23 protein-coding genes are annotated in these 22,147 nt (G+C 64.7%); 12 read left to right on the plus strand and 11 right to left on the minus strand.

The features are described 5' to 3' along the window. A partial coding sequence (locus H1B27_RS32185) for a transposase (RefSeq protein ID WP_197965826.1) occupies positions 1-186 on the plus strand: 186 nt, incomplete at its 5' end. Between the two features lie 153 nt (positions 187-339). On the opposite strand, the gene H1B27_RS32190 is transcribed toward H1B27_RS32185, so the two are convergent. Continuing rightward, complete coding sequence (locus H1B27_RS32190; protein WP_197968828.1) at positions 340-810, minus strand: hypothetical protein; 471 nt, start codon at positions 808-810, stop codon at positions 340-342. Between the two features lie 325 nt (positions 811-1,135). On the opposite strand from H1B27_RS32190, the gene H1B27_RS32195 reads away from it, so the two are divergent. Together H1B27_RS32195 and H1B27_RS32200 are read left to right on the plus strand one after the other, a co-directional pair. Continuing rightward, entirely contained in the window at positions 1,136-1,540 is a 405-nt protein-coding gene (locus tag H1B27_RS32195; protein ID WP_197968829.1) for a VOC family protein, read from the plus strand. A gap of 371 nt (positions 1,541-1,911) precedes the next feature. Next, entirely contained in the window at positions 1,912-2,781 is an 870-nt protein-coding gene (locus tag H1B27_RS32200; protein WP_197968830.1) for a L,D-transpeptidase, read from the plus strand. 363 nt (positions 2,782-3,144) lie between these two features. Here the strand turns inward: H1B27_RS32200 and H1B27_RS32205 are convergent, their stop codons facing one another. After that, positions 3,145-3,396, minus strand: coding sequence for a hypothetical protein (locus H1B27_RS32205; protein WP_061881334.1), 252 nt, complete (start codon positions 3,394-3,396; stop codon positions 3,145-3,147). Between the two features lie 456 nt (positions 3,397-3,852). Between H1B27_RS32205 and H1B27_RS32210 the strand changes: the two genes are divergently transcribed. The 8 genes from H1B27_RS32210 (at position 3,853) to H1B27_RS32240 (ending at position 10,351) form a co-directional block, all read left to right on the plus strand. Continuing rightward, entirely contained in the window at positions 3,853-5,019 is a 1,167-nt protein-coding gene (locus tag H1B27_RS32210; RefSeq protein WP_061881332.1) for a cytochrome P450, read from the plus strand. 556 nt (positions 5,020-5,575) lie between these two features. Further along, on the plus strand, positions 5,576-6,526 hold the full coding sequence (locus H1B27_RS32215) for a sulfonate ABC transporter substrate-binding protein (RefSeq protein ID WP_197968831.1): 951 nt from the start codon (positions 5,576-5,578) through the stop codon (positions 6,524-6,526). Positions 6,527-6,528: 2 nt separating this feature from the next. After that, positions 6,529-6,651: a hypothetical protein gene (locus tag H1B27_RS40900; protein ID WP_256469019.1), complete on the plus strand. Its 123-nt coding sequence runs from the start codon at positions 6,529-6,531 to the stop codon at positions 6,649-6,651. Positions 6,652-6,661: 10 nt separating this feature from the next. Further along, positions 6,662-7,825 carry an FMNH2-dependent alkanesulfonate monooxygenase gene (ssuD, locus tag H1B27_RS32220; protein WP_197968832.1) on the plus strand — a complete coding sequence of 388 codons (1,164 nt, stop codon included), beginning with the start codon at positions 6,662-6,664 and terminating at the stop codon, positions 7,823-7,825. After that, positions 7,822-8,628 carry an aliphatic sulfonate ABC transporter permease SsuC gene (ssuC, locus tag H1B27_RS32225; RefSeq protein WP_197968833.1) on the plus strand — a complete coding sequence of 269 codons (807 nt, stop codon included), beginning with the start codon at positions 7,822-7,824 and terminating at the stop codon, positions 8,626-8,628. The genes ssuD and ssuC overlap by 4 nt, the downstream gene beginning before the upstream one ends. Before the next feature lie 21 nt (positions 8,629-8,649). Then, on the plus strand, positions 8,650-9,486 hold the full coding sequence (locus H1B27_RS32230) for an ATP-binding cassette domain-containing protein (protein WP_197968834.1): 837 nt from the start codon (positions 8,650-8,652) through the stop codon (positions 9,484-9,486). Between the two features lie 33 nt (positions 9,487-9,519). Further along, the gene (locus H1B27_RS32235; RefSeq protein WP_197968835.1) at positions 9,520-10,101 is read left to right on the plus strand and encodes a flavin reductase family protein; all 582 of its coding nucleotides are present in this window, start codon (positions 9,520-9,522) and stop codon (positions 10,099-10,101) included. A gap of 94 nt (positions 10,102-10,195) precedes the next feature. After that, complete coding sequence (locus H1B27_RS32240) at positions 10,196-10,351, plus strand: hypothetical protein (RefSeq protein WP_166813576.1); 156 nt, start codon at positions 10,196-10,198, stop codon at positions 10,349-10,351. Between the two features lie 140 nt (positions 10,352-10,491). On the opposite strand, the gene H1B27_RS32245 is transcribed toward H1B27_RS32240, so the two are convergent. The 9 genes from H1B27_RS32245 to H1B27_RS32285 form a co-directional block, all read right to left on the minus strand. Then, positions 10,492-11,640 (minus strand): M20 family metallopeptidase, encoded by a 1,149-nt coding sequence (locus H1B27_RS32245; protein WP_061881326.1) that lies wholly within the window; start codon positions 11,638-11,640, stop codon positions 10,492-10,494. 313 nt (positions 11,641-11,953) lie between these two features. After that, positions 11,954-13,339, minus strand: coding sequence for a sigma-54-dependent transcriptional regulator FlbD (flbD, locus tag H1B27_RS32250; RefSeq protein WP_197968836.1), 1,386 nt, complete (start codon positions 13,337-13,339; stop codon positions 11,954-11,956). 49 nt (positions 13,340-13,388) lie between these two features. Beyond that, positions 13,389-13,739 carry a flagellar motor switch protein FliN gene (gene fliN, locus H1B27_RS32255; RefSeq protein WP_057027996.1) on the minus strand — a complete coding sequence of 117 codons (351 nt, stop codon included), beginning with the start codon at positions 13,737-13,739 and terminating at the stop codon, positions 13,389-13,391. A 3-nt stretch (positions 13,740-13,742) separates the two neighbouring features. Beyond that, positions 13,743-14,366 (minus strand): FliH/SctL family protein, encoded by a 624-nt coding sequence (locus H1B27_RS32260; protein WP_061881324.1) that lies wholly within the window; start codon positions 14,364-14,366, stop codon positions 13,743-13,745. Beyond that, a complete protein-coding gene (fliG, locus tag H1B27_RS32265; protein ID WP_028180684.1) occupies positions 14,366-15,457 on the minus strand; it encodes a flagellar motor switch protein FliG in 1,092 nt (363 codons plus the stop codon). The genes H1B27_RS32260 and fliG overlap by 1 nt, the downstream gene beginning before the upstream one ends. Positions 15,458-15,502: 45 nt before the next feature. Further along, complete coding sequence (gene fliF / locus H1B27_RS32270) at positions 15,503-17,119, minus strand: flagellar basal-body MS-ring/collar protein FliF (RefSeq protein ID WP_061881323.1); 1,617 nt, start codon at positions 17,117-17,119, stop codon at positions 15,503-15,505. Between the two features lie 181 nt (positions 17,120-17,300). After that, positions 17,301-17,576, minus strand: coding sequence for a CtrA inhibitor SciP (sciP, locus tag H1B27_RS32275; protein ID WP_002714638.1), 276 nt, complete (start codon positions 17,574-17,576; stop codon positions 17,301-17,303). Positions 17,577-18,020: 444 nt separating this feature from the next. Further along, complete coding sequence (locus H1B27_RS32280) at positions 18,021-18,728, minus strand: flagellar hook assembly protein FlgD (RefSeq protein ID WP_061881322.1); 708 nt, start codon at positions 18,726-18,728, stop codon at positions 18,021-18,023. A gap of 13 nt (positions 18,729-18,741) precedes the next feature. Next, complete coding sequence (locus H1B27_RS32285; RefSeq protein WP_197968837.1) at positions 18,742-20,337, minus strand: flagellar hook-length control protein FliK; 1,596 nt, start codon at positions 20,335-20,337, stop codon at positions 18,742-18,744. A 349-nt stretch (positions 20,338-20,686) separates the two neighbouring features. Between H1B27_RS32285 and mnmA the strand changes: the two genes are divergently transcribed. Beyond that, a complete protein-coding gene (gene mnmA, locus H1B27_RS32290; protein ID WP_197968838.1) occupies positions 20,687-21,868 on the plus strand; it encodes a tRNA 2-thiouridine(34) synthase MnmA in 1,182 nt (393 codons plus the stop codon). Positions 21,869-22,147 lie beyond the last annotated feature (279 nt).

Below are 22,147 nucleotides of genomic sequence, written 5' to 3' on the forward strand. Positions count from 1 at the left end.
GAGCGGAAGAAGATTGAGATGCGGTTTGCACACCTGAAGCGCATTCTCAGGCTCGGTCGGCTTCGACTGCGTGGACCACGAGGCGCACAGGATGAGTTTGTTCTTGCTGCCATCGCGCAAAATCTGAGGCGCCTCGCGTCGCTCGTTGCACGACCTCCGCCCGCTCATGCTCTCTGCATCGCGTAGCGTAGGAGTTGCGTAGAGAGCGTCAGGGTCGGCGGATCAAAGCCGGTCCACTTTGCCCAATGGCCGAAGGGGCATTCGTCGGTTACAATGACTTTTGCAACAATATCGACCCGAAGCCGACTCCGACGTTGCCGCGTACATTCCAATTTTTTGCTAGTTAGGCGTCCGGTGAAACTCTCCGACCGCAAGCAGGCCGAACTTGCCAGCATCCTTCGTTTCACCAAGATCGAGATTGTTCACGACGCGCGAGAAGCAAGCGATCATTGTATCGGAAATTTTCTCAGTCAGAGTAAAATTCCAAGTCTCTACCCACCTCCCATCGCGATCTTCTCCCGCGCTTGAGGCAAATATCACAGCGTTGGTCATATAGGCCTGATATTGAAACAAGCCCGGCTTGACCTCTTCTCCGCCAAAATAGACGCTAGCCCGCTGTTGATTGATGCGTATCCTAAACGGCGACTTCGCATATGCAGCCTTAATTCGCTCGTCGGAAGCAGGATCTTTGCTCGAACCGCTGTAGGCGACTTCAAGCTTACCTTCCCACGTTCCTTCGAGCGAACTGCTGCCTTGTCCGGCGGTGGAATGCAAAAATGCGATTGCGGAGACGAGCGCCAAGATTGGCATGAAAACAACTCGACGGATTTGCAAGGACCCCTCGCTGGTCGCGACCTACATTGGAATTCGGAGCAATGATGAGAATGCCACCTTAAGTAGCCGCGAGCTAGAGCGCTCCCTGAACATGGTGAAATGTCCGCTATCACCCATGCCTGACCTCGGCCCAAAGCGCCGCAAGGTCCGCTTCCTGTAGCTGACCCGAACAGGGCTTTGACCCACTACGGTCATTGTTGTGAGCAAAAGTGGAACTTCTATCGAACCAGGCGGTGTCGTCGATCTCTAGTACCCATGTGTATGGAGACGACCGCGCCTAAGTCTTGGGAGAAGAGAGGGCATGCTAATAAACGCCAAGGTGGCAACCAGGCTTCCCGCCCGGGACCTGAATCGGGCGCGGGCGTTCTATTCGGAAAAACTGGGGCTTGATCCGGTCGAACAGCGTGAGGGTGGGCTCCGCTACGTCTGTGCGGGCGGTGAGTTTGCGATCTTCGTCTCGGTTGGAATGCAATCCGGCACGCACACGCAGATGGCCTGGGAAGTCGAGGACATCGAGACAACCGTGCGCGAGCTTCGTGCCCGGGGAGTTGAGTTCGAGGAGTATGACCTGCCAGGACTGAAGACCGTTGATGGGATCGCAGAAATTACCGGGAATTATCCCAGCAAGGGTATCGGTGAGAGGGGCGCTTGGTTCCGCGACCGCGAAGGCAACGTGCTGGGAATCGGGCAGCCAATGCGATCATAAGGTACGCTCCGCACGTCTGCAGTTGGCCCCGAAGGCGAAGATTGTGATGGCGTCTGGCCGCGTCAGCGGTCGAGGTCGGATCGGACTTGGCAGAACCCAAGCCAAATCGACGCGATTGGCCCCGAAGCCGCGGTTCATGAAGAGCGGAGCGTGTCCGCTCCGCCGGGCGATTCAAATCTCGACTCGTTCCACGACGAGAAGCGCGCGTTCATGCCGCAGCCTGAATAACAGACGGTACTCCCGGTTCCTGTGTTGCCGAACAGGAGTTCAGCGTTAACCACAGCTAACGGTTCCGGTCTGAGCGAAATCTCTTGGAAGTTTCTTAAATTTTGCTGGGTACCTCTCTTGGGCATGGTGACCTGGGGAGAGACGTGAGCAAGCGGGCGAAACGTAGAAAGGCTGAGACGCTCGCAATACCAATGGCCGCGAGAGTTGCCATTGGCGCGGTGGCCGTCGCCGCATTGGGGTACGGTTTGCTGTCTCGCTCGGCGAGCGTGCAACCGGCACGGACACCGCCCGCGCGCGAAGCCCGGGCATCGTCAACGCCGGTTTACGTGGCACCTCCAGTTCATGCGTCCGCGGCGGCTCTCACCCCGGCTCCAGCTCCGATTCCGGTCCCGGCTCCGCTGGTCGAACCGCCAAAAGCCGATGCTGATGCTCCCGGAGCATTCGTCCGCCAGGTGGTTGACTATACGAGCCGCCAGGCCCCGGGCACCGTCATCATCGATACCGGAAACACGTTCCTCTATTTCGTCCTGAACGACAGGCAGGCGATGCGCTATGGCATCGGTGTTGGCCGCGAAGGTTTCACATGGTCCGGTGAGCAGACTGTGGCCCGCAAGGCCGAATGGCCGGATTGGCATCCGCCTGCGGAGATGGTCTCGCGTCAGCCCTATCTGCCGCGGTTCATGGCGGGCGGCCCCGGCAACCCGCTCGGCGCCCGGGCGATGTATCTGGGCGAGACCGAATATCGAATTCACGGCACCAACAATCCCGCGACGATCGGAAAGAAGGTATCGTCTGGCTGCATCCGGCTGACCAACGAGGACGTCACGGATCTCTACGAGCGGGTGAAGGTCGGAGCCAAGGTGATCGTGCTTCCGGCAACCGCTGCCCGGCGTCCGGGAACGCCGCCCGACGCCGCCTTCCGATTGCCGGATCCGGCATCGCCGTCAAAGCGGCCCTTGGCGGCCAACGCGCAGATGATGTCACCTGGACCGAAGGTTGCCGAGGTCCGATAGGTCAGTCCTCGGTCTCGACGGGCGGCGATCCAGGCGTCGCGATAGCAACTGCTTGATTGTCCAGGCGACAGGTCCAGGCTGATTTACCGAGCAATCTTCTTGATGCAAGTGGGTTCGCCACTGGGCTGAGGTGTGCAGTCCCAGTCGGGTCCAAAGCCGGCACCGGCGTTTCGCTGTGGCAGGAATGGATAATGAATCACGACGGCCGCAAAGATGGCGACAGCGATAATTGCTGACATCAGCATCCATGCAGTGCCCGCGCAATCCGGAGTCCAGCGGTATCGCCAACTGGATCGATGCCTTTTTGGATTGGGGTGCTTCACCGTGGTGCCGTCGATTTGGTCTCGCGGACATTTTGCGTATTCAAGCGGTTCCGCCACCCTTATTGGCCTGGGATCCGGCCGTGCCCATCCCAAGCTCGAGAGCAGCAGCGATTCGCTCCAATCCGGCATTCGTTCTGCGCGTTTCGGCAATCTGCTGCTCATACAGATCGATCATCGTGGCGCCTGACGAAGTGCGTTGGCGCATCGCACGCATCGCGAGGATCGATCCACCCACCATCAGGATGAATGGCCACCACGAGTACATCGCAAGCAGTATATCGGCCACGGTCATCCTCAACCTCCCAAGCCAGTAACTTCGACTATTTCCCGTTGTTCTTCTCGAGAACAGCTGCGATCCTCTCCATCACAGCGCTCATCCGATGTGTTTCTGCGAGGTGCTGCTGCCGCAATTCGATCATCGATGCCCCGGAAGCTGCGCGTTCCCGGCATAATCGCCCTAACACGAACCATCCCGCAGGTATCAAGATGACTGGCCACGCGTAGTACAGGACAACGGCCCAATCGGATGGTTGCATGCGATTTTGCGCCAAAGCTCTTCGATGATTGTCGATTGCAACTTAGGCGATAATCGATCGGCTCGCACGTGAGGCGCGTGCTCACGATTAATAGTTCATTGCCGGAGGCTCACGAAACAAACCAATGCCGCCCGTCCCTATCGCTAGGGACAGACGCCGGCCGCGGAGTTCGCTAATCTGCCCTGAAGCATACGAAATCAGGAGGGACCGCCTTGAGCACCGCGCCGCGCATCGACATCGACCCGGCCGCCTTCTGGGCCGATCCCTATCCGATGCTCGCGAAGATGAGGCGGGAGGCGCCGATCGCCTTCGTGCCGCAGCTCGGCTCGACGCTGCTGACGAGCCGCGACGACATCTCGATCTCGGAGAAGCAGATCGACGTGTTCTCCTCGCACCAGCCCGCCGGCCTGATGAACCGGCTGATGGGCCACAACATGATGCGCAAGGACGGCGAGGCGCACCAGGTGGAGCGGCGCGCGATGTTTCCGACGGTGTCGCCGAAGACGGTGAAGGCGCACTGGACCACGCTGTTCCAGGCCCATGCGGATCGAATCCTCGACCGCCTCGGGCCCGGCCGGATCGATTTCATGCGTGACTTCGCGCTGCCGTTCTCCGGCGAATGCCTGAAGTCGATCACCGGCCTCACCAATATCGGCTTCGAGCACATGGATGCGTGGTCGCAAGGCATGATCGAGGGTATCGCCAATTATGCCGGCGATCCTGCCGTCGAGGCCCGCTGCCATGCGGCGACCTCGGGCATCGACGCCGCGATCGACGACATCCTGCCGGTGATGCGCAAGAACCCCGACCAGAGCATTTTGGGCGTGCTGCTCGCCTCGGGCATGCCGATGGAGAGCATGCGCGCCAACGTCAAGCTCGCGATCTCGGGCGGCCAGAACGAGCCACGCAAGGCGATCGCCGGCACGGTGTGGGCGCTGCTCACCCATCCCGAGCAGTTCGACCTCGTGCGCAAGGGCGAGGTGTCCTGGCTGCAGGCCTTCGAGGAATATGCCCGCTGGATCTCGCCGATCGGCATGTCGCCGCGGCGGATCGCAAAGCCCTGGAGCATCCGCGACGTCGCCTTCGAAACCGACGAGCGCGTGTTCCTGATGTTCGGCTCCGCCAACCGCGACGAGAAGCATTTTGAGCGCGCCGACCAGTTCGACGTGCGGCGCGACACCTCCAAGAGCGTCGCCTTCGGCGCCGGCCCGCATTTCTGCGCCGGTGCCTTCGCCTCCCGCGCCATGATCGCCGACGTCGCGCTGCCGACCGTGTTTGCGCGCGCCAAACAGCTCGAACTGGCCGATGACGAGGAGGTGCGGATCGGCGGCTGGGCGTTCCGCGGACTGCAGAATCTGCCGGTGAGGTGGTTGCACTAGTTGCAAACGGTTCTGCGCGAGGCACGCGCCCGCCACGGCTTCAGTGTCATCGCCCGCGAGGCGGGCGATCCAGTATTCCAGAGACAGTCGTTTGATGCGGAGACGCCGCGGCGTACTGGATTCCCCGCCGGAGCCTGTCATCGGGCTCGCCGAAGGCGAGACCCGATGGCGGGGAATGACGGCGAGGGGTGGAGGGAGCGCCCCAGCACCCCCAGTTCGCGATGATGCCATTATGCCCCTGTTTTGCCCGACGGGTCAAACAAACTTCGGATAATGCGTAAGTCATTGTTTTCGCACGCCCGGCTACTGTGCATGGGGTTGTTTTGCGACTTTCTATGATCCGGTCGTCAAGGCTCGGACGGAAGCCGTGCGCTCACATTCGCGTGCGGAAAAATCTCTCTGCATCACCGCGGCCAATTGAAAGATTAATCATGCACGCCGCCACACGCACAGTGCGCGCATCGCTATTTTTCCGCACGTCTCGACACCTCCGATAAGCCGCACCATCATTCCCGAACGCAGATGAATGACGGCCGCACGCGGCCGGGAGTGTGGAATGAAGCGTCGGGACTTTTTGATACTGTCGATTGGAACAGCGGCCGCCGCTGCCGTCACTTCGCGCGGCAACGCGCAAGGCGCGGTGAAGGAAATTCGCATCGGCTACCAGAAGAACGGCGTGCTGGTCATCGCGCGCCAGCAGGCCGCCCTGGAAAAACATTTCGCCCCGCAAGGCATCGAGGTGAAATGGATCGAATTCTCCTCTGGTCCCCCGATGATGGAGGCGATGAACGTCGGCAGCGTCGACTACGGCGCGGTCGGCGATTCCCCGCCGGTGTTCGCCCAGGCCGCGGGCGCCGCGATCGTCTATGCCGCCGGCCAGCCCATCACCAACGGCCAGGGCATCCTGGTGCCGAAGGATTCGCCGATCCGCACCATCGCCGAATTGAAAGGCAAGCGCATCGGCTTCACCAAGGGCTCCAGCGCCCACAACATCGTGGTGCAGACGCTGGAGAAGGCGGGCCTCACCTATGCCGAGATCACGCCGGTCTACCTGACGCCACCGGACGCCGGGCCTGCCTTCGCCAACGGCAGCATCGAGGCCTGGGCAATCTGGGATCCATACTTCGCGATCGGCGAGACCAGGCAGAGCGGCCGCATCCTGATCAATGCGCGCGAGGTCACCAAGACCAATTCGTTCTACATCGCCAACCGCGACTTCGCGAAGAACCATGGCGCGATCCTGCAACAGATCGTCGACGTCACCACCGCGACCGCCAGATGGGCCGAGCAGCACCGCGACGAGGTCGCGAAATCGCTCGCTGCGGTCACCGGCATTCCCCTCGACATCCAGACCATCGCCGCGAACCGTTCGTCATTCGTGGTCGGCCCCGTCACCGACGACATCGTCGCGACTCAGCAGGGCGTCGCCGACCGCTTCCACAAGCTCGGCCTGATCCCGAAGCCGATCGTCATCCGCGACATCGTCTGGCGTAACCCGGCAGCCTGATCGTGCCGACCGGCCTTCCCATCCACAAGGGTTTGAACATGAGGCGTATCATCCAGCGTCTGATCGCAGCCATCGTGCTCTCGATCGGCATCGTCGCCGCCGCGGTCGGCACGTCCTACGGTTAGGAGCACATCCATGAGCCAATCCAGCGCCAACATCCTCTGGTTCCTGCCGACGCATGGCGACGGCCGCTATCTCGGCACCGGCATCGGCGGCCGCGAGGTCAATTTCAACTATCTGCGCCAAGTCGCGCAGGCCGCCGACCAACTCGGCTATTTCGGCGTGCTCTTGCCGACCGGCCGGTCGTGCGAGGATTCCTGGATCGTCGCCGCGAGCGTGGCGCCGTTCACCGAGCGGCTGCGTTATCTCGTGGCGGTCCGTCCCGGCCTGCAATCGCCGAGCGTTGCCGCTCGCATGACGGCGACGCTCGATCGCATCTCGAATGGCCGGCTCCTCGTCAACGTCGTCACCGGCGGCGATCCGGTCGAGAACAAGGGCGACGGCGTCTTCCTCGGCCATGACGAGCGCTACGAGGTCACCCGCGAGTTCCTGAACGTCTACAGCGATCTGCTCGCCGGCAAGACGGTGAACGCCGAAGGCAAGCACATCCGTGTCGAGGGCGGCAAGCTGCTGTTTCCTCCGGTGCAGTCGCCGCGGCCGCCACTCTATTTCGGCGGCTCCTCGGATGCGGGCATCGACGTCGCCGTCGACACCGTCGACAAATATCTCACCTGGGGCGAGCCGCCGGCGCAGGTCGCCGAGAAGATCGCGAAGGTGAGGGAGGCCGCCGCGGCCCGTGGCCGAAAACTCTCCTTCGGCATCCGTCTTCACGTCATCGTCCGCGAGACCAATGAAGAGGCCTGGAGCGCTGCGAACGAGCTGATCAGGCATGTCAGCGACGAGACCATCGCGCTGGCGCAGAAGAACTTCGCCCGCATGGACTCCGTCGGCCAGCAGCGCATGGCGCAGCTGCACGGCGGCAAGCGCGACAAGCTCGAGATCGCACCGAACCTGTGGGCCGGTGTCGGCCTCGTGCGCGGCGGTGCCGGCACGGCGCTGGTCGGCGACGCCCGGACCGTCGCGGCTCGCATCAGGGAGTATCAGGATCTCGGCATCGATACCTTCATCATGTCGGGCTATCCGCATCTGGAGGAAGCCTATCGCTTCGCCGAGCTGGTGTTCCCGCTACTTTCGCTGGAGCGGCCGAGCAACGTGACGAAGCTCCATTTCAACGGCGGTCCGGTCGGCGAGACGGTCGGCAGCGATTTCCGTCCGCAGCACCGGGTGTCGCAGTCATGAGCCTGATCGACAGCGTTTCGCTCCCGCGCAGCCTGCGCCTGCCGCGTCTCGACGGCCTGATCCAGTGGATCGTGCCGCTCGCCATCATCGCGATCTGGCAGGTCGCGAGCGTCACTGGCTTCGTGTCGACGCGGGTGCTGCCGGCGCCGAGCGACGTCGTGCTCGCGGGCTGGAAGCTGCTGCTCTCCGGCGAGCTCCTCCGCAACATCTGGGTCTCGTTCTGGCGCGCCTCGATCGGTTTTCTGATCGGCGGCAGCATCGGTTTCGCGTTCGGCCTCGCCAACGGCCTGTCGCAGCTCTCGGCAAGGCTCACCGACACCACGCTGCAGATGGTGCGCAACGTACCGCATCTGGCGCTGATCCCGCTGGTCATCCTCTGGTTCGGCATCGACGAGAGCGCAAAGCTGTTCCTGGTGGCGCTCGGCGTCTTCTTCCCGATCTACCTCAACACGCTGCACGGTATCCGCACGGTCGATCCCCAGCTGATTGAGATGGGCCGCATTTACGGCATGAGCGACGGCGAATTGTTCCGCCGCGTGGTCTTCCCGGGCGCGCTGCCCTCGATCTTCGTCGGCATCCGCTTCGCGCTCGGCATCATGTGGCTGACCCTGATCGTCGCCGAGACCATCGCGGCCTCCTCGGGCCTCGGCTACATGGCGATGCAGGCCCGCGAGTTCATGCTGATCGATGTCGTCGTGCTCTCGATCCTGATCTACGCGCTGCTCGGCAAGCTCGCCGACAGCACCTCCCGCGTGCTGGAGCGGGCGACGCTCTCCTGGCACCCCGCCTTCCAGAAACGATGAGCAAGAAATACTGGGAATCACATGCAGACAGCGCTTCGTACCTCTCTTCCCGAGACCGAGCTCCCCAGCCGCGCCAATTTCGTCCCTCATGCGCGTGTCGTGCACGAGGAGCGTACGGCTCACACCGGCGGCCGGCCGCTCAGCATCCGGGGCTTGCGCAAATCCTTCGGCGCCAACGAGGTGCTGCGCGGCATCGATCTGCACATCCCCGCCGGCCAGTTCGTCGCGATCGTCGGCAAGAGCGGCTGCGGCAAGAGCACGCTGCTGCGTCTGATCGCCGGCCTGGACGAGATCGATGCCGGCAGCATCAGCTTCGGCGGTGACGTCCAGCCCGAGGACATCCGCGTGATGTTCCAGGAGCCGCGGCTGCTGCCCTGGGCCCGCGTGCTCGCCAATGTCGAGGTCGGCCTCGGCCGCGATCGTGCCTCCAGCGATGCGCATGCGCGTGCCGAGAAAGCCTTGAGCGAGGTCGGTCTCGCCGACAAGCGCGACCAATGGCCCTCGGTGCTGTCGGGCGGCCAGAAGCAGCGCGTCGCGCTCGGCCGCGCATTGGTCTCGCGCCCGCGCGTGCTCGCCTTCGACGAGCCGCTCGGCGCACTGGACGCATTGACCCGCATCTCGATGCAGCGGCTCCTGGAACGCGTCTGGCGCGACCAGGGCTTTACCGCGATCCTGGTGACCCACGACGTCTCCGAAGCCGTCGCCTTGGCGGACCGGGTGCTGGTGATCGAGGGGGGCCGGATCGCCCATGACGTCACGGTCAACGCGGCCCGGCCGCGCCAGCGCGGCTCGGCCGAACTCGCAAGCCTTGAAGGCTCGATCCTCAGCCACCTTTTGTCGGCGGACGATCGTACCTAAATAAGAGGGATCCCCGCTTCGGGGAGCAATGCCATGAATGTAGTGCCCCGCGATCTCATGACCGAAATCCCCGTCTCGTCCGTCGATTTCCGCGGCGCCATGCGCCACCTCACCGGCGGCGTCAGCGTCATCACCGCCGGGCGGGGCAAGGATATTACGGGCATGACGGTGACCTCGGTCACCTCGCTGTCGGTCGAGCCGCCGACGCTGCTGGTCAGCATCAACCGCGATGCATCGTCCTTTCCGCTGATCAAGCGCCACGGCGCCTTCGGCGTGAACATCCTCAACGCCGACCAGCTCGATATCGCCGAGCGCTTTTCCGGCAAGGGCGGCTTGAAGGGCGCCGACCGCTTCGCAGGCGCCAAATGGGTGACGGCAGTCTCCGGTGTTCCCCTGCTGTTCGATGCATTGTCCGCCTTCGATTGCGAGGTCGAGGAGATCGTCGAACGTCACTCGCACGGCATCGTCATCGGCCGTGTCAGGGACATCAGGAGCTCGGCCCGCACCGCGGCCCTTGCCTATTGGCACGGCCAGTATCTGGCAGTCGACCAGGACGAGGACGCGGCCAGGCTTGCGGACCTCAGCCTTCCCGCGCGCGGCCGGCGCGGCATTTGATCGCCACGCGTGTCGGCGCGGAAGGCTGGCCTTTTCTCCGTCGTCGCTCTAGAAGCGCCTGAACCCCCATGCGGGACGGCAATGGAGCGGATCGATGAAACGCGTTGCAACCTGGGCCTTCTACGCCGTCGGCGCGCTCGCGATCGTCTATCTCGCGCTCTACGCCTACGCGATGTTCTCAGGCTCTCCGATCGTGCCGGGCGACCCCATCCACATCTTCCGCAAGCCCGACGCGCCGAGTTATTCGTGAGTTGAATGCGTGCGCGTGGGTGCGCGCCGCCCTCTCTCGTCATGGCCGGGCTTGACCCGGCCATCCACGTGCATCGGCAGTTTGGGATCGACGTGGATGCCCGGGGTCAAGCCCGGGCATGACGACGGAGTGCGTGGCGGCTATCCCCTCGAGATCGCCAATGCCAGCGCCTGCGCGCGCGGCACGATGCTGTCGAGCTCGAGATATTCCTCCGGCGTGTGCGCGAGCCCGCCGACCGGGCCGAGGCCGCAGATCGTCGGCGTGCCGACCGCGGCGGTGAAGCCGGAATCGGCACAGCCGCCGGAGAATTCGCCCTGGAGCGTGGTGAGGCCGACCTGTCTTGCGGCGGCCTGATAATTTTCGAACAGCGCTTTCGAATCCGGGCTCTGCACCACCGGCACGAACTCGCCCTTGATCGTCAGCGTCGCGCTCGTGCCCGGCACGTAGGAGGTCGTGACGATCGTCTCGATTGCGGCCATCACCCTCGCGCGATCCGCCGGATCGACGTAACGCAGGTCGATCTGGCCCTCGGCGTAGGGCGCCGTGGTGTTGACGGACTGCCCGCCAGAGACGAGGCCGACATTCAGCGTGATGCCCTTGTCCAGATCGGTGAGCGCATGGATCTGCACGATCTTGTGCGCGAGCTCGCCGATCGCGCTGATGCCCGCGGCGAAATTGGCGCCGGAATGGGCGGCCTTGCCGGTGATGCCGAGATGCATGAAGATGCCGCCCTTGCGGCCGGTGACGATATTGCCGGTGGGGCGGCCCGGCTCGGAATTGAACACCGCGCGCGCGGCGCGTCCTTCCCGTTCGATCACCGGGCGCGAGGAGGGCGAGCCGATTTCCTCGTCCGAGGTGATCAGCACCTTGATCGGGTGCGGTGAGCCGCCGAATTTATGGAAGGCGGTTGCGACGAACACGTTCATGACGAGGCCGGACTTCATGTCGGCGACACCAGGTCCATAGGCGCGGCCGTCCCGGATCGTGAACGGGCGCCGACCGGCCTCGCCCTTGCCGAATACGGTGTCGCGATGCCCCATCAACAGCACCGGCTTCTCGTTGCTGCCGGGCTTTGCCACCTCGGCATGGATCGCATCGCCGAAGCTGGCATTGGCCTCGCGCCGGAACGGAATGCCGTGCTCGGCAAAGTGCCGCTCGAACCGCGCACCGACCGCATCGACGCCTTCCTTGTCGTAGGACCCGGAATCGATGTTCACGACGTCGCGGAGCAGGTCGATCATCGCCTGCCGCTGCGACGCCAGCCAATCCGTGATTTGAGCTTCAGACATGTGGTCCCTCGCGTGGTTTTCGGGCGTGGTTATAGGGCGTTGTGCGGGCTTGACCTAGTCGCCGAATGCGGCTCCCCTTTGCATTCGAAGCAGCCGAAGTTCTCTCACCGTCACCCTGAGGTGGCCGCTTCTTCAGCGGCCCTCGAAGGGCGACGGCCCGGCTGTGGCCGTTCATCCTTCGAGGCTCCGCACGCGATGCGTTCGCATCGCGCGCTTCGCACCTCCGGATGACGGGGTGAGTATCGGTGCGCGCCAAACGAAAATGCCCGGGACAGGCCCAGGCACTTGCATCGTCGATACTTGCAAGAGGCCCTTACGCCCCCATCATCGGCATCCGCGGATATTCGCCCGGCGTTCCCGCGGGCGGGATCGGGATGCCGCCGTCGGCATATTCGTTGAGCTTGTTGCGCAGCGTGCGGATCGAGATGCCGAGGATGTTGGCGGCATGGGTCCGGTTGCCGAGGCAGTGCTTCAGCGTCTCCAGGATCAGGTCGCGCTCGACATCGGCCACGGTGCGCCCCACCAGTGCGCGCGTCACCTGCTCGGCGGCCATGGTGGCATGCGCCACGGCCGGCGCGGTCTTGGCGAGATCGAGGCGGTCGCCGTCCGGCGTGATGATGGCGTCGGCTCCGATCTCGTCGCCGTGCGCCATCAGCACCGCGCGGTGCATGGTGTTTTCAAGTTCGCGGACGTTGCCCTGCCAGCGGTTGCCGGAGAGCACGCGGCGGGCTTCCGCCGAGATCGGGCGCAGCGGCACGCCGTTGGCCTCCGCATACTTCTTCACGAAATGCTGGGCGAGCTCCAGGATGTCGGCAGGGCGCTCGCGCAGCGGCGGGATCTTCAGATTGACGACGTTGAGGCGGAACAGGAGGTCCTCGCGGAACGTGCCCTCGCGCACGGCTTCGCCGAGGTTCCGGTTCGAGGTGGCGATGATGCGGATGTCCACCGGCACCGGCTTGGTGCCGCCGACGCGATCGATCACGCGCTCCTGGATGGCGCGCAGCAGTTTCGATTGCAGGCGGACGTCCATCTCCGAGATTTCGTCGAGCAGCAGCGTGCCGCCGGTCGCCTCCTCGAACTTGCCGATGCGGCGCGCGACGGCGCCGGTGAAGGCGCCCTTCTCGTGGCCGAACAGCTCGGACTCCAGGAGGTGTTCGGGGATTGCGGCGCAGTTGATCGAGATGAACGGGCGCTTGGCGCGCGCCGAGCGGGTATGGACGTAGCGGGCCAGCACCTCCTTGCCCGTGCCGGATTCCCCGGTGATCATCACCGATGCGTCGGAGCCGGCGATCTGCTGGGCGAGCTTGATCACCTTCGCCATCGCCTCGTCGCGATAGACCAGCTCGCGGGAATCGTTGGCGACCGCGGCGAGCACCGCGGCAATCAGCTCCGGATCCGGCGGCAGCGGGATGTATTCCTTGGCGCCCGCATGGATCGCGGCGACCGCGGCGCGGGCGTCGTTGGTGATGCCGCAGGCGACGATCGGGGCGTGGATGTGCTCGGCCTCCAGCCGCAGCACGAGGTCGCGGATGTCGAGGGCGACGTCAACCAGCAGGAGGTCGGCGCCCTTGCCGCCGCGCAGCACGCGCATCGCCTGCTCGTGATCCTCGGCATGGGTCACGGTGGCGCCGTTCTCCATCGCGATCTTGGTGGCGGTGGTGAGCTGGCCCTTCAATGTGCCAACGATGAGAAGCCGCATGTCAGTCTCCTGTCCGTCTGTTCGCGCTGCCGCGCGTCATGTCCTTGTGCTAGCCGCGTTCGGCCTTGATGATTTCCGTCATGGTGACGCCGAGCTTGTCCTCGACCAGGACGACCTCGCCGCGGGCGACCAGCTTGTTGTTGACGTAGATGTCGATGGCCTCGCCGACGCGCCGGTCGAGCTCGAGCACCGTGCCTGGTCCGAGCTTCAGGAGCTCGCCGACATCCATCTTGGAGCGGCCGAGCACGGCCGAGACCTGCACCGGCACGTCGAACACCGCTTCGAGGTCGGCGGCGGCACGCGCCGCATATTCGTCCTCGTTGTAGCCGACGTCGGTGCCGGTCGGCGGCATCGGGCCGTTGAGATCGGGCAGCGGGACCTGTCCGTCTGTGTCGCTCATGGCTTAATTTCCCCTGCGGGACGCGATATAGCGTCCGACCATTTCGTCGATCTTGGCCGTGATGGCGCCGCGCTCCAGCACGACGCCGCCATCGGCCCATTCGATCCGGCAGTCGCCGGTGGCGATTTCCGGCTCGGCCAGGATCACCAGCCGGCCCTCGAAGCCGCTCTGCTTGGCGAGCCGCTCGATCTTCTCGCGCGCGGCGTCGTAAAGCGCATCGTTGATGCGGACGACGAGATGCGGCGTCGCGACCAGATGCGAGAAGCAGTCCTTGACCAGCGCTATGACCTCGCCGAGCGGCTCGGCGGCGACGAGATCGGCGCACAGCTTGCGCGCCACCGCGACCGCGACCTCGACCGCCTCGGTCTCCATCCTGGTCTCGATGTTGCCGATGCCGGAGGCGACGCCCCGAATTGCGATGTTGATCTCCTCCATGGCGAGTGCGACGCGCCGGTCGCTCTCGGCCTTGGCCTCGTGCTGGCCGGCGGCAAAGCCCTGCTGGTAGGCGCGCGCCTCGGCTTCCGCGATCTTATGGGCGATCTCGGCTGCCGTCGCGGCCTTCTCGCGGGTCGTCCGCTCGGGCGCCGCGAAGTCGGTATCGAACAGGAATTTTGCCGGAGCGGCCATCAGTACACCAGCTCGTCGTCGGCGCGGTTCTTGGTCAGCATGATCTCGCCCTTGGCGGCGAGGTCCTTGGCGAGATTGACCAGAAGCGCCTGCGCCTCGTCGACGTCGCGCAGGCGCACCGGGCCCATCGCCGCCATGTCGTCCTGGAGCATCTTGGCCGCGCGCGAGGACATGTTGCCGAAGAAGAAGTTGCGGACGTCCTCGTTGGCGCTCTTCAGCGCGACGCCGAGCTTGTCCTTGTCGACGTTGCGCATCAGGGTCTGGGCGGAGCCGGAATCGAGCTTCACGAGGTCGTCGAAGGTGAACATCAGCGCCTTGATGCGCTCGGCCGATTCGCGGTTGTCCTCTTCCAGCGAGGTGATGAAGCGGGTTTCGGTCTGGCGGTCGAAATTGTTGAAGATTTCCGCCATCACCTCGTGGGCGTCGCGACGGCGGGTCTGCGACAGGTTGGACATGAATTCGGTGCGCAGCGTCTTCTCCACGCTCTCGATCACCTCCTTCTGCACCGCCTCCATCTTCAGCATGCGGTTGACGACGTCGAGCGCGAGCTCCTCGGGCAGGATGCCGAGCACGCGGGCGGCGTGCTCGGACTTCAGCTTCGACAGCACCACGGCGATGGTCTGCGGATATTCGTTCTTGAGGTAGTTGGCGAGGACCTCTTCCTGCACGTTGGAGAGCTTCTCCCACATGTTGCGTCCCGCGGGGCCGCGGATCTCATCCATGATGCCGTTGACGCGCTCCGGCGGCAGGTATTGCTGGAGCAGGCGCTCGGTGGCGTCGAAATTGCCCATCAACGCGCCGGAAGCCGACATGCGCGAGACGAATTCCAGCAGCATGTCCTCGACGGTTTCGACCTCGACGGTGCCAAGCGTCGACATCTCCAGCGAGAGCTGGCGGACCTCGTCGTCGTCGAGCAGGCTCCAGATCTTGCCGCCATATTGCTCGCCCAGCGCCAGCATCAGGATCGCGGCACGCTTCGGCCCGGCCAGCGCCTCGGTCTTGCTGCCCCCGCGGCTGCCGGCGCGCTGGCCCAGCGTGGAGATCACGCTGGTGATGTCGTTCGAATTGGCGTTTTGCAGAGAGGCGGCCATGTCAGATCACTTCTTGATTCACTTGGCAGAGTTGCGTGGCTTGGGTTATTTCGCGGGTTCGGTGAGCCATTGGCGGATGATGGCGACGGTTTCGTTGGGGTTGCGCTCGGCGAGTTCGCCGACGCGATGAACGGACTGGGCGTGGACCTGGCCCTGGATGGTGGCGACGTCGATGGCGCTGGCGGCGCCGCTCGGCAGCAGCGGCTGGCCGGAGGCCGGCGCGGCCTCTTCCGACGCGGCGGGGCCCGTCAGCACGCCGGAGATGGCGGCGGCGACCTCGTCGGAGGCGAGGATGCGCTTGACCAGCGGGCGGATCACCAGGAACAGCACGACCAGGCCGAGCAGCATCATCACGCCGAGCTCGACGAAGTACATGACGTCGTCCTTGGTGAACTGGAGCATGCCGAGGAAGCCCGAGGACTCGCCGATCGGCGCGGTTGAGGGCGCGTCGGCAAAGCGCAGATTCACGACCTCGACCTGGTCGCCGCGCTTCTGGTCGAAGCCGATCGCCGAGCGAACCAGGGTGGCGATGCTGTCGAGCTGCTCCTTGGTGCGGTCCTGGTAGGCCAGCTCGCCCTTGTCGTTCTTGCTGTAGATGCCGTCGACCAGCACCGCGACCGAGATGCGGTTGACTCGGCCGGCTTCGGTCACTTCGGTCTTGGTGGTGCGGGAGATCTCGTAATTGTTGGTCTCTTCGGACTTCTTGCTCTGGTCCTTGGCGACGGCGGCGGCGTTGTTCTGCTGGTTGCCGGGCAACTCGTTGTTGACGGTGACCTGGCCGTTGTTGTCGGCGGTCATGCTCTGCTCTTCGCGGGTCTGGCTCGAGCGCAGCACGCGGCCTTCGGGGTCGAACTTGTCCGAGGTTTGGGTGATCTTGTTGAAGTCGAAATCAGCGGAGAGCTGCACGCGGGCGCGGCCCGAGCCGACCACGGAGGACACGATGTCCTCGACCTGCTTACGCAAGCGCTTTTCGAAGGCGATGCGGCGCTCGTCTCCGACCGTCTGCTCCGGATCGGTCGCCGCGCCGTCGGCGAGCAGCTGGCCGGCCTCGTCGACGATCGAGACCCGCTGCGGCTTCAGCCCGTTGACAGCGGAGGCGACGAGATGGCGGATGGCGCGGATCTGCTGGGCTTCCAGCGAGCCGCGGACGCGGACCACGATCGAGGCCGATGGCTCCGGCGCCTCGCGCGCAAACAGCGGGCGCTCGGGCAGCACCAGATGGACGCGCGCGGCCTGGATGCGGTCGATGGCGCGGATGGTGCGGGCGAGCTCGCCCTCCAGCGCGCGGAGATGATTGATGTTCTGGACGAAGGAGGTGGTGCCGAGTGCGTCCGACTTGTCGAACACCTCGTAGCCGACGCCGCCACCCTTGGGCAGGCCGCCCTCGGCGAGCTTCATCCGCAGCCGCGTGACCTTGTCCTTGGGCACCATGATGATGGAGCCCTCATTGCGGATCTCGAACTGGATGCCCTGGCGTTCCAGGTCCTTGATGATGCTCGAGGAATCCTCGACGCTGAGGTCCGTGAACAGCGTCGTCATCTGCGGCGTGGTGACGCGCATGATGACGAAGGCGAAGAAGCCGATAAGCGCGGCAGTGACCGCGATCATCGCCCCGAACCTGGCGGCACCGATGCTCTTCAGAAAGTCCGCAAGCCCTTGCAAGCAACCGCCCCAACAGATTCGGCCGCTTTCACCGGAAAGGCCGAGTGGGCAATTATTGCCTAGGTGATGGTTTCGATATGGTTAACGAGAGTTAAGAGGTCAGACAAAACTGCATCATCAAAAAAATCGGCCTCGCAGAGCGAGGCCGATTTTCTTCAAAAGCCGCAGATTTCCGGATCGCCTACTGGCGATATTGCTGGATGCGGGTGGTGCGAAGACCCGCCAGACCGTGCTGGTCGATGGAAAACTGCCAGGAGAGGAATTCGTCGACCGTCAGGGTATAACGGCTGCAGGCCTCCTCGAGCGAGAGAAGTCCACCACGGACAGCGGCGACGACTTCGGCCTTGCGGCGGATGACCCAGCGTTTGGTGCCCGGAGCAGGCAGATCCGCGATCGTCAACGGACTGCCGTCCGGCCCGATGACGTATTTTACCCTCGGGCGATGGGGTTCTGTCATGGCGTACTCACAAACTCTCAACCACTGAACTCACGCCCGTAACCCTACGCCCCGCGGCTTAAAAATCCGCTAAGCCTAAGGCTTCAATACAATTCTCGTTGAAACTTGCGGGAACACGGCCGTCTCGGCCGGCGGGTGATACGATTCCGGCGGGCCAAGCGGGGCAGAAGGTAAATACTTTACTAACGAACCGGACCCGAGCGCGGTGTCGCGCAGGCCCCAACCGTCTGTCCCGGGTCGCGCCAACGGGTCCGCGCGAAGCGCAGCCCGATGACAGGCTCCGCGCGAGCCCGGACCCATAACCCCAGGGAGTAGTTCTTACGAAGACTCGGGGTTACTGCCTCACGCGAAAACGACTTCCTGGGGTTATGGATCCCCGGCCCCCCGTGCGCAATTGCGCACTAGGCGAGGATGACACTGAATTTGTCGTTGCAGCGTTTTCCCTCAATAGGCGCTTGTCGCGATGATGCTCTTGACTTGGCTCAGCGTGTAGCTGGCACCGTCGATGGTGAGCAGCGGCGGCGACTGGGTGAGGTCGACCGACGACACCACGCCCTGCACCTGCGCGGCGATGCCGACATTGTTGTTCGCGACGTCCTTGCCCGTGGCCGAGATCGTGTACTTGCCGTCGGGCCATTGCGTGCCGTCATTGCCCATGCCGTTCCAGGTGAAGGGAATGTCGGTGCCGGCGGAGGAGCTGTATTTGCCGGTGAACACGGTCTGGCCGCTGGAGTTGGCGATGGAGATCTCGACGGTGGAGTCCGTCGGCACGTTGAGATGCCAGATCGCCGCCGAGTTCGTCATGCTCGTCGTCGAGCCGTCGACCAGCGCGGTCTTGCCGACGAAGCCCAGCGCCTGGGTCGCCTGCGTGGTCTGCTGGAGGGTGACGAGCTGGGCCAGCGAATCGTTGGTCTTGAGCTGCTGCTCGACGCCGGCGAACTGCACCAGCTGCTGGGTGAACTGGTTGGTGTCGAGCGGATCCAGCGGGTTCTGGTTCTGGAGCTGCGTCGTCAGCAGCGTCAGGAACGTCTGAAAGTTGCCTGCGAGCGTCGACCCCGTGGTCGAGCTCATCGAGTTCGACGAGGAGGATTTCGGGATGTCGGTCGTCCCGGAGACGACGGAAGGGGCGGTGGCGGCATTCGTGGTGGTCATAATCGAATACTCCTCACACTCTGATGTCGACGCCGCTGCTCGATCCGAGCATGCGGCCGTAGCCGCGCCCGACCGGCGCGGCAGCAACGGTTTCGTCCTCGCTGATGATCAGCCGGCGGGCATTGCCACCATTGTCGTTGTTCTGTCCGGACTGCTGGCCCGATGAATTCTGGTCGCGCAGGCTGAAGGACAGCCCGTTGCCGCCGGTCTTGAAGCCTGCATCGTCGAGCGCGCGCTGCAATTGCGGTGCGTCCTGCTTGAGCATCGACAGCGTCTCCGCCTTCTCCACCGTGAGATGCGAAGTGACCTGGCCGTTGCGGTCGACATTGATGCGGACGTCGATGCGGCCGAGTTCTGCCGGGTCGAGGCTGATGTCGAACCGGGACTTGCCGGCGCGAATGGCAGCCGCGATCTCGATCGGCACGCCGCTGATCGGCACGGCCGCATGGCTTGCCGCGGTCGCGGTGAGCGTCGCGGTCGATGCTGTGGCGGCCGAGGTCGTATTGGTCAGCGGCGCCTGCATGGCGGAAGCGGCCTGCGCGCCGGTATCCGTCGGGGCGATGGTGGCTTGCGTGCCCGCATGCGCGTGCGTGGCCGGCGCGCCTTGTGCCGGATCGGCGGCGCGGTCGGCGAGAGCTGCCTTGGCCTCGGTCGCTCCGCCATCTGCCTGCGGCTTTGCGGCTTGCGGATGCGCGGCCGTCGCGCTCGCCGGAGCCGGTGCGGCGTTCGCCTTCCCGGTGTCCTGGCCGATATTCGAGACGTCGGTCTGGGCCTGCGCGGTTACGGCGTCCTTGAACGAGGTCTTCGGCGTGCCCTGGCTGACGGCGGCGATCAGTCCGCCATTGGCCTTTGCATCGGTCGGGGTCGCCTCGCTCGCTCCGGCCGCGGTCTCGCCGAGCGTCGTCGTGGTCTCGGCATCGACCTCGGCGCCCGCGGCCTTGGCGCTCTTGTCGCCGGCGGTATCGGTCTTGCTGCCGGCGATCTGCGCCGCAGTGGAGGCACTGGCGGCAAGACCTGCTGCGGCGATCGTCAGCGGCGAGGCGGCGGCATCGCTGGCCTGGTTCGCAGCCGCATTCGGATCGGCCGGCACGACGGGCGCGGCAACGACAATCGCGTTCGGATCGGGCAGGGTGGGCTGCGTCGCATCGGTCGACGCGGCGGCAGCCGCATCGGCGGCGGCAGGAGCGTCGGCGCCGTCGGACTTGTCGCCCTTGGCCTCGTCGGATTCGTTCGCCGGTTTGGCCTCCGATGTCTCGGACTTGTCCTTGATCTTGCCGGCGTCCTTGGCGGAATCGCTGGCCGCGTCGCTCTTGTCGTTCTTCGCCGGCGCAGACGTGTCGGTATCGTCGCTTGCCCTGCTCTGCGAAGGCTGGTCCGTGGAAGAGGTGTCGCGCGGACTCCGGTCGGATGCTGTGGAGGATGACGTCGAATCGCTCCGGCGCGGGGCTGTGTCCTGCGCCTTGTTGGCGATTGCCTGGGTATTGCTGTCGACCAGCGAGCCGAAAGCGTCGCTGGCGGGCGTGTCTTTCGAGGCTTGCGACCGGGCAGGCTTTTGCTGCGCGCTCTGGACTTGCACGCTTGCCACGACATCTGACGTACGACCAACCACAGGCGACCCCTTGGGAGCAACTCGGACAAGGGGTAGCAAGGAGCGGGCCAGCGTCCCTTCATGTAGATTTATACAACAAAATCAAAGTGTTGATTGTTTATGCCGCCGCCCGGCAGCGCGCCGCGCCCCCCGCCATTTCTGCCGCCCCGGCAAGAATTGCCCTAAGCTGGCCGCCCGCGTGATTGCTTCACCGGAATGCCGCCTATATTAAAGAGGTCACTCACAGCCGCTTTCGACTTGGGCAGTCGTGACCTTCGGGAACTAAAGTTCCGGGGGATCGCCGATGTCCCGCGAGAAGGCACAGCAATCGCGGATCGCGCTACGCCGCCGTCACAACGCTTTAAGGCCCATGCTGAACAGTCTGGATCTCGAAGGCCGTCCCGAGGACACCAGGGTCGTCGTCGCCATGTCGGGCGGCGTCGATTCCTCGACCACGGCTGCGCTGCTCAAGGCGGAGGGCTATGACGTCGTCGGCATCACGCTGCAGCTCTACGACCATGGCGCGGCGACCCACCGCAAGGGCGCCTGCTGCGCGGGCCAGGACATTCACGATGCCCGCGACGTCGCGGCCAAGCTCGGCATTCCCCATTACGTGCTCGACTACGAGGACCGCTTTCGCGAGTCCGTCATCGACAACTTTGCCGACTCTTACGCGCTCGGCGAGACGCCGGTGCCGTGCGTCGAGTGCAACCGCTCGGTCAAGTTCCGCGATCTCCTGAAGACCGCGCGTGAGCTCGGCGCGCAGGCGCTCGCGACAGGTCATTATGTTGCCTCCCGCCGCCTGCCCGATGGCTCGCGGGCGCTGGTCTGCGCCGCCGATGCCGACCGCGACCAGAGCTATTTCCTGTTCGCGACCACGCGCGAGCAGCTCGATTTCCTGCGCTTCCCGCTCGGCGATATGACCAAGCCGCAGACCCGCGAGCTGGCGCGCCGCTTTGGGCTCGCGGTCGCCGACAAGCACGACAGCCAGGACATCTGCTTCGTGCCGACGGGCCGCTACACCGACATCATCACGCGCCTGCGTCCGAATGCGATGGACCCCGGCGACATCGTCGATCTCGACGGACGCGTGCTCGGCCGGCACAACGGCATCGCCAATTTCACCGTCGGCCAGCGCCGCGGTCTTGGCATTGCATCCGGTTCGCCGCTGTTCGTGGTGCGGCTGGATGCAGCGCACCGCCGCGTCGTCGTCGGTCCGCGCGATGCGCTGAAGATGCACCGCATCAGCTTGCGCGACGTCAACTGGATCGGCGATGGCGACATCGACAGCGCGATCGGCGGCGGCCTCGAGATGTTCGTGCGCGTGCGCTCGACCCGCAGCCCCCAGCCGGCGTGGCTGCGCGGCGGCAATGGCCAATACGAGGTCGAGCTCGTCGCCGGCGAGGAGGGCGTCTCGCCCGGCCAGGCCTGCGTGTTCTACGACGCAGCCAGCGGCCAGGCCCGCGTGCTGGGCGGCGGCTTCATCCAGAGCGCCGCGGCGAAGGTTGGCGCGGCCATCTCGCGCCCGCTGGCGGAAGCGGTCCGCGGCTGAGAGCGATGAGATTGGGCCCGACTCTAGCCGCAACAGCGGTGTGCCCCCTCTCCCGCCTGCGGGAGAGGCACAGGCCGCCCTTGGCGGCCGTTCTGAAGTTGGACGCCGATGCGAAGCATCGGCTACGGGAGAGGGCTCGCTCCACCAGAGATATATCGCGAGCGGAAAGAACCCTCACCCGCCACGCTCTTGCGAGCGCGCCGACCTCTTCCGCATCCGCCTTCGCCAAGGCTTCGTCGGACAAGAGCGCGAGAGGCTCCAGACCGCGCGCGGGGCAGG

Source organism: Bradyrhizobium diversitatis (genome assembly GCF_016031635.1).
Classification (GTDB): domain Bacteria; phylum Pseudomonadota; class Alphaproteobacteria; order Rhizobiales; family Xanthobacteraceae; genus Bradyrhizobium; species Bradyrhizobium diversitatis.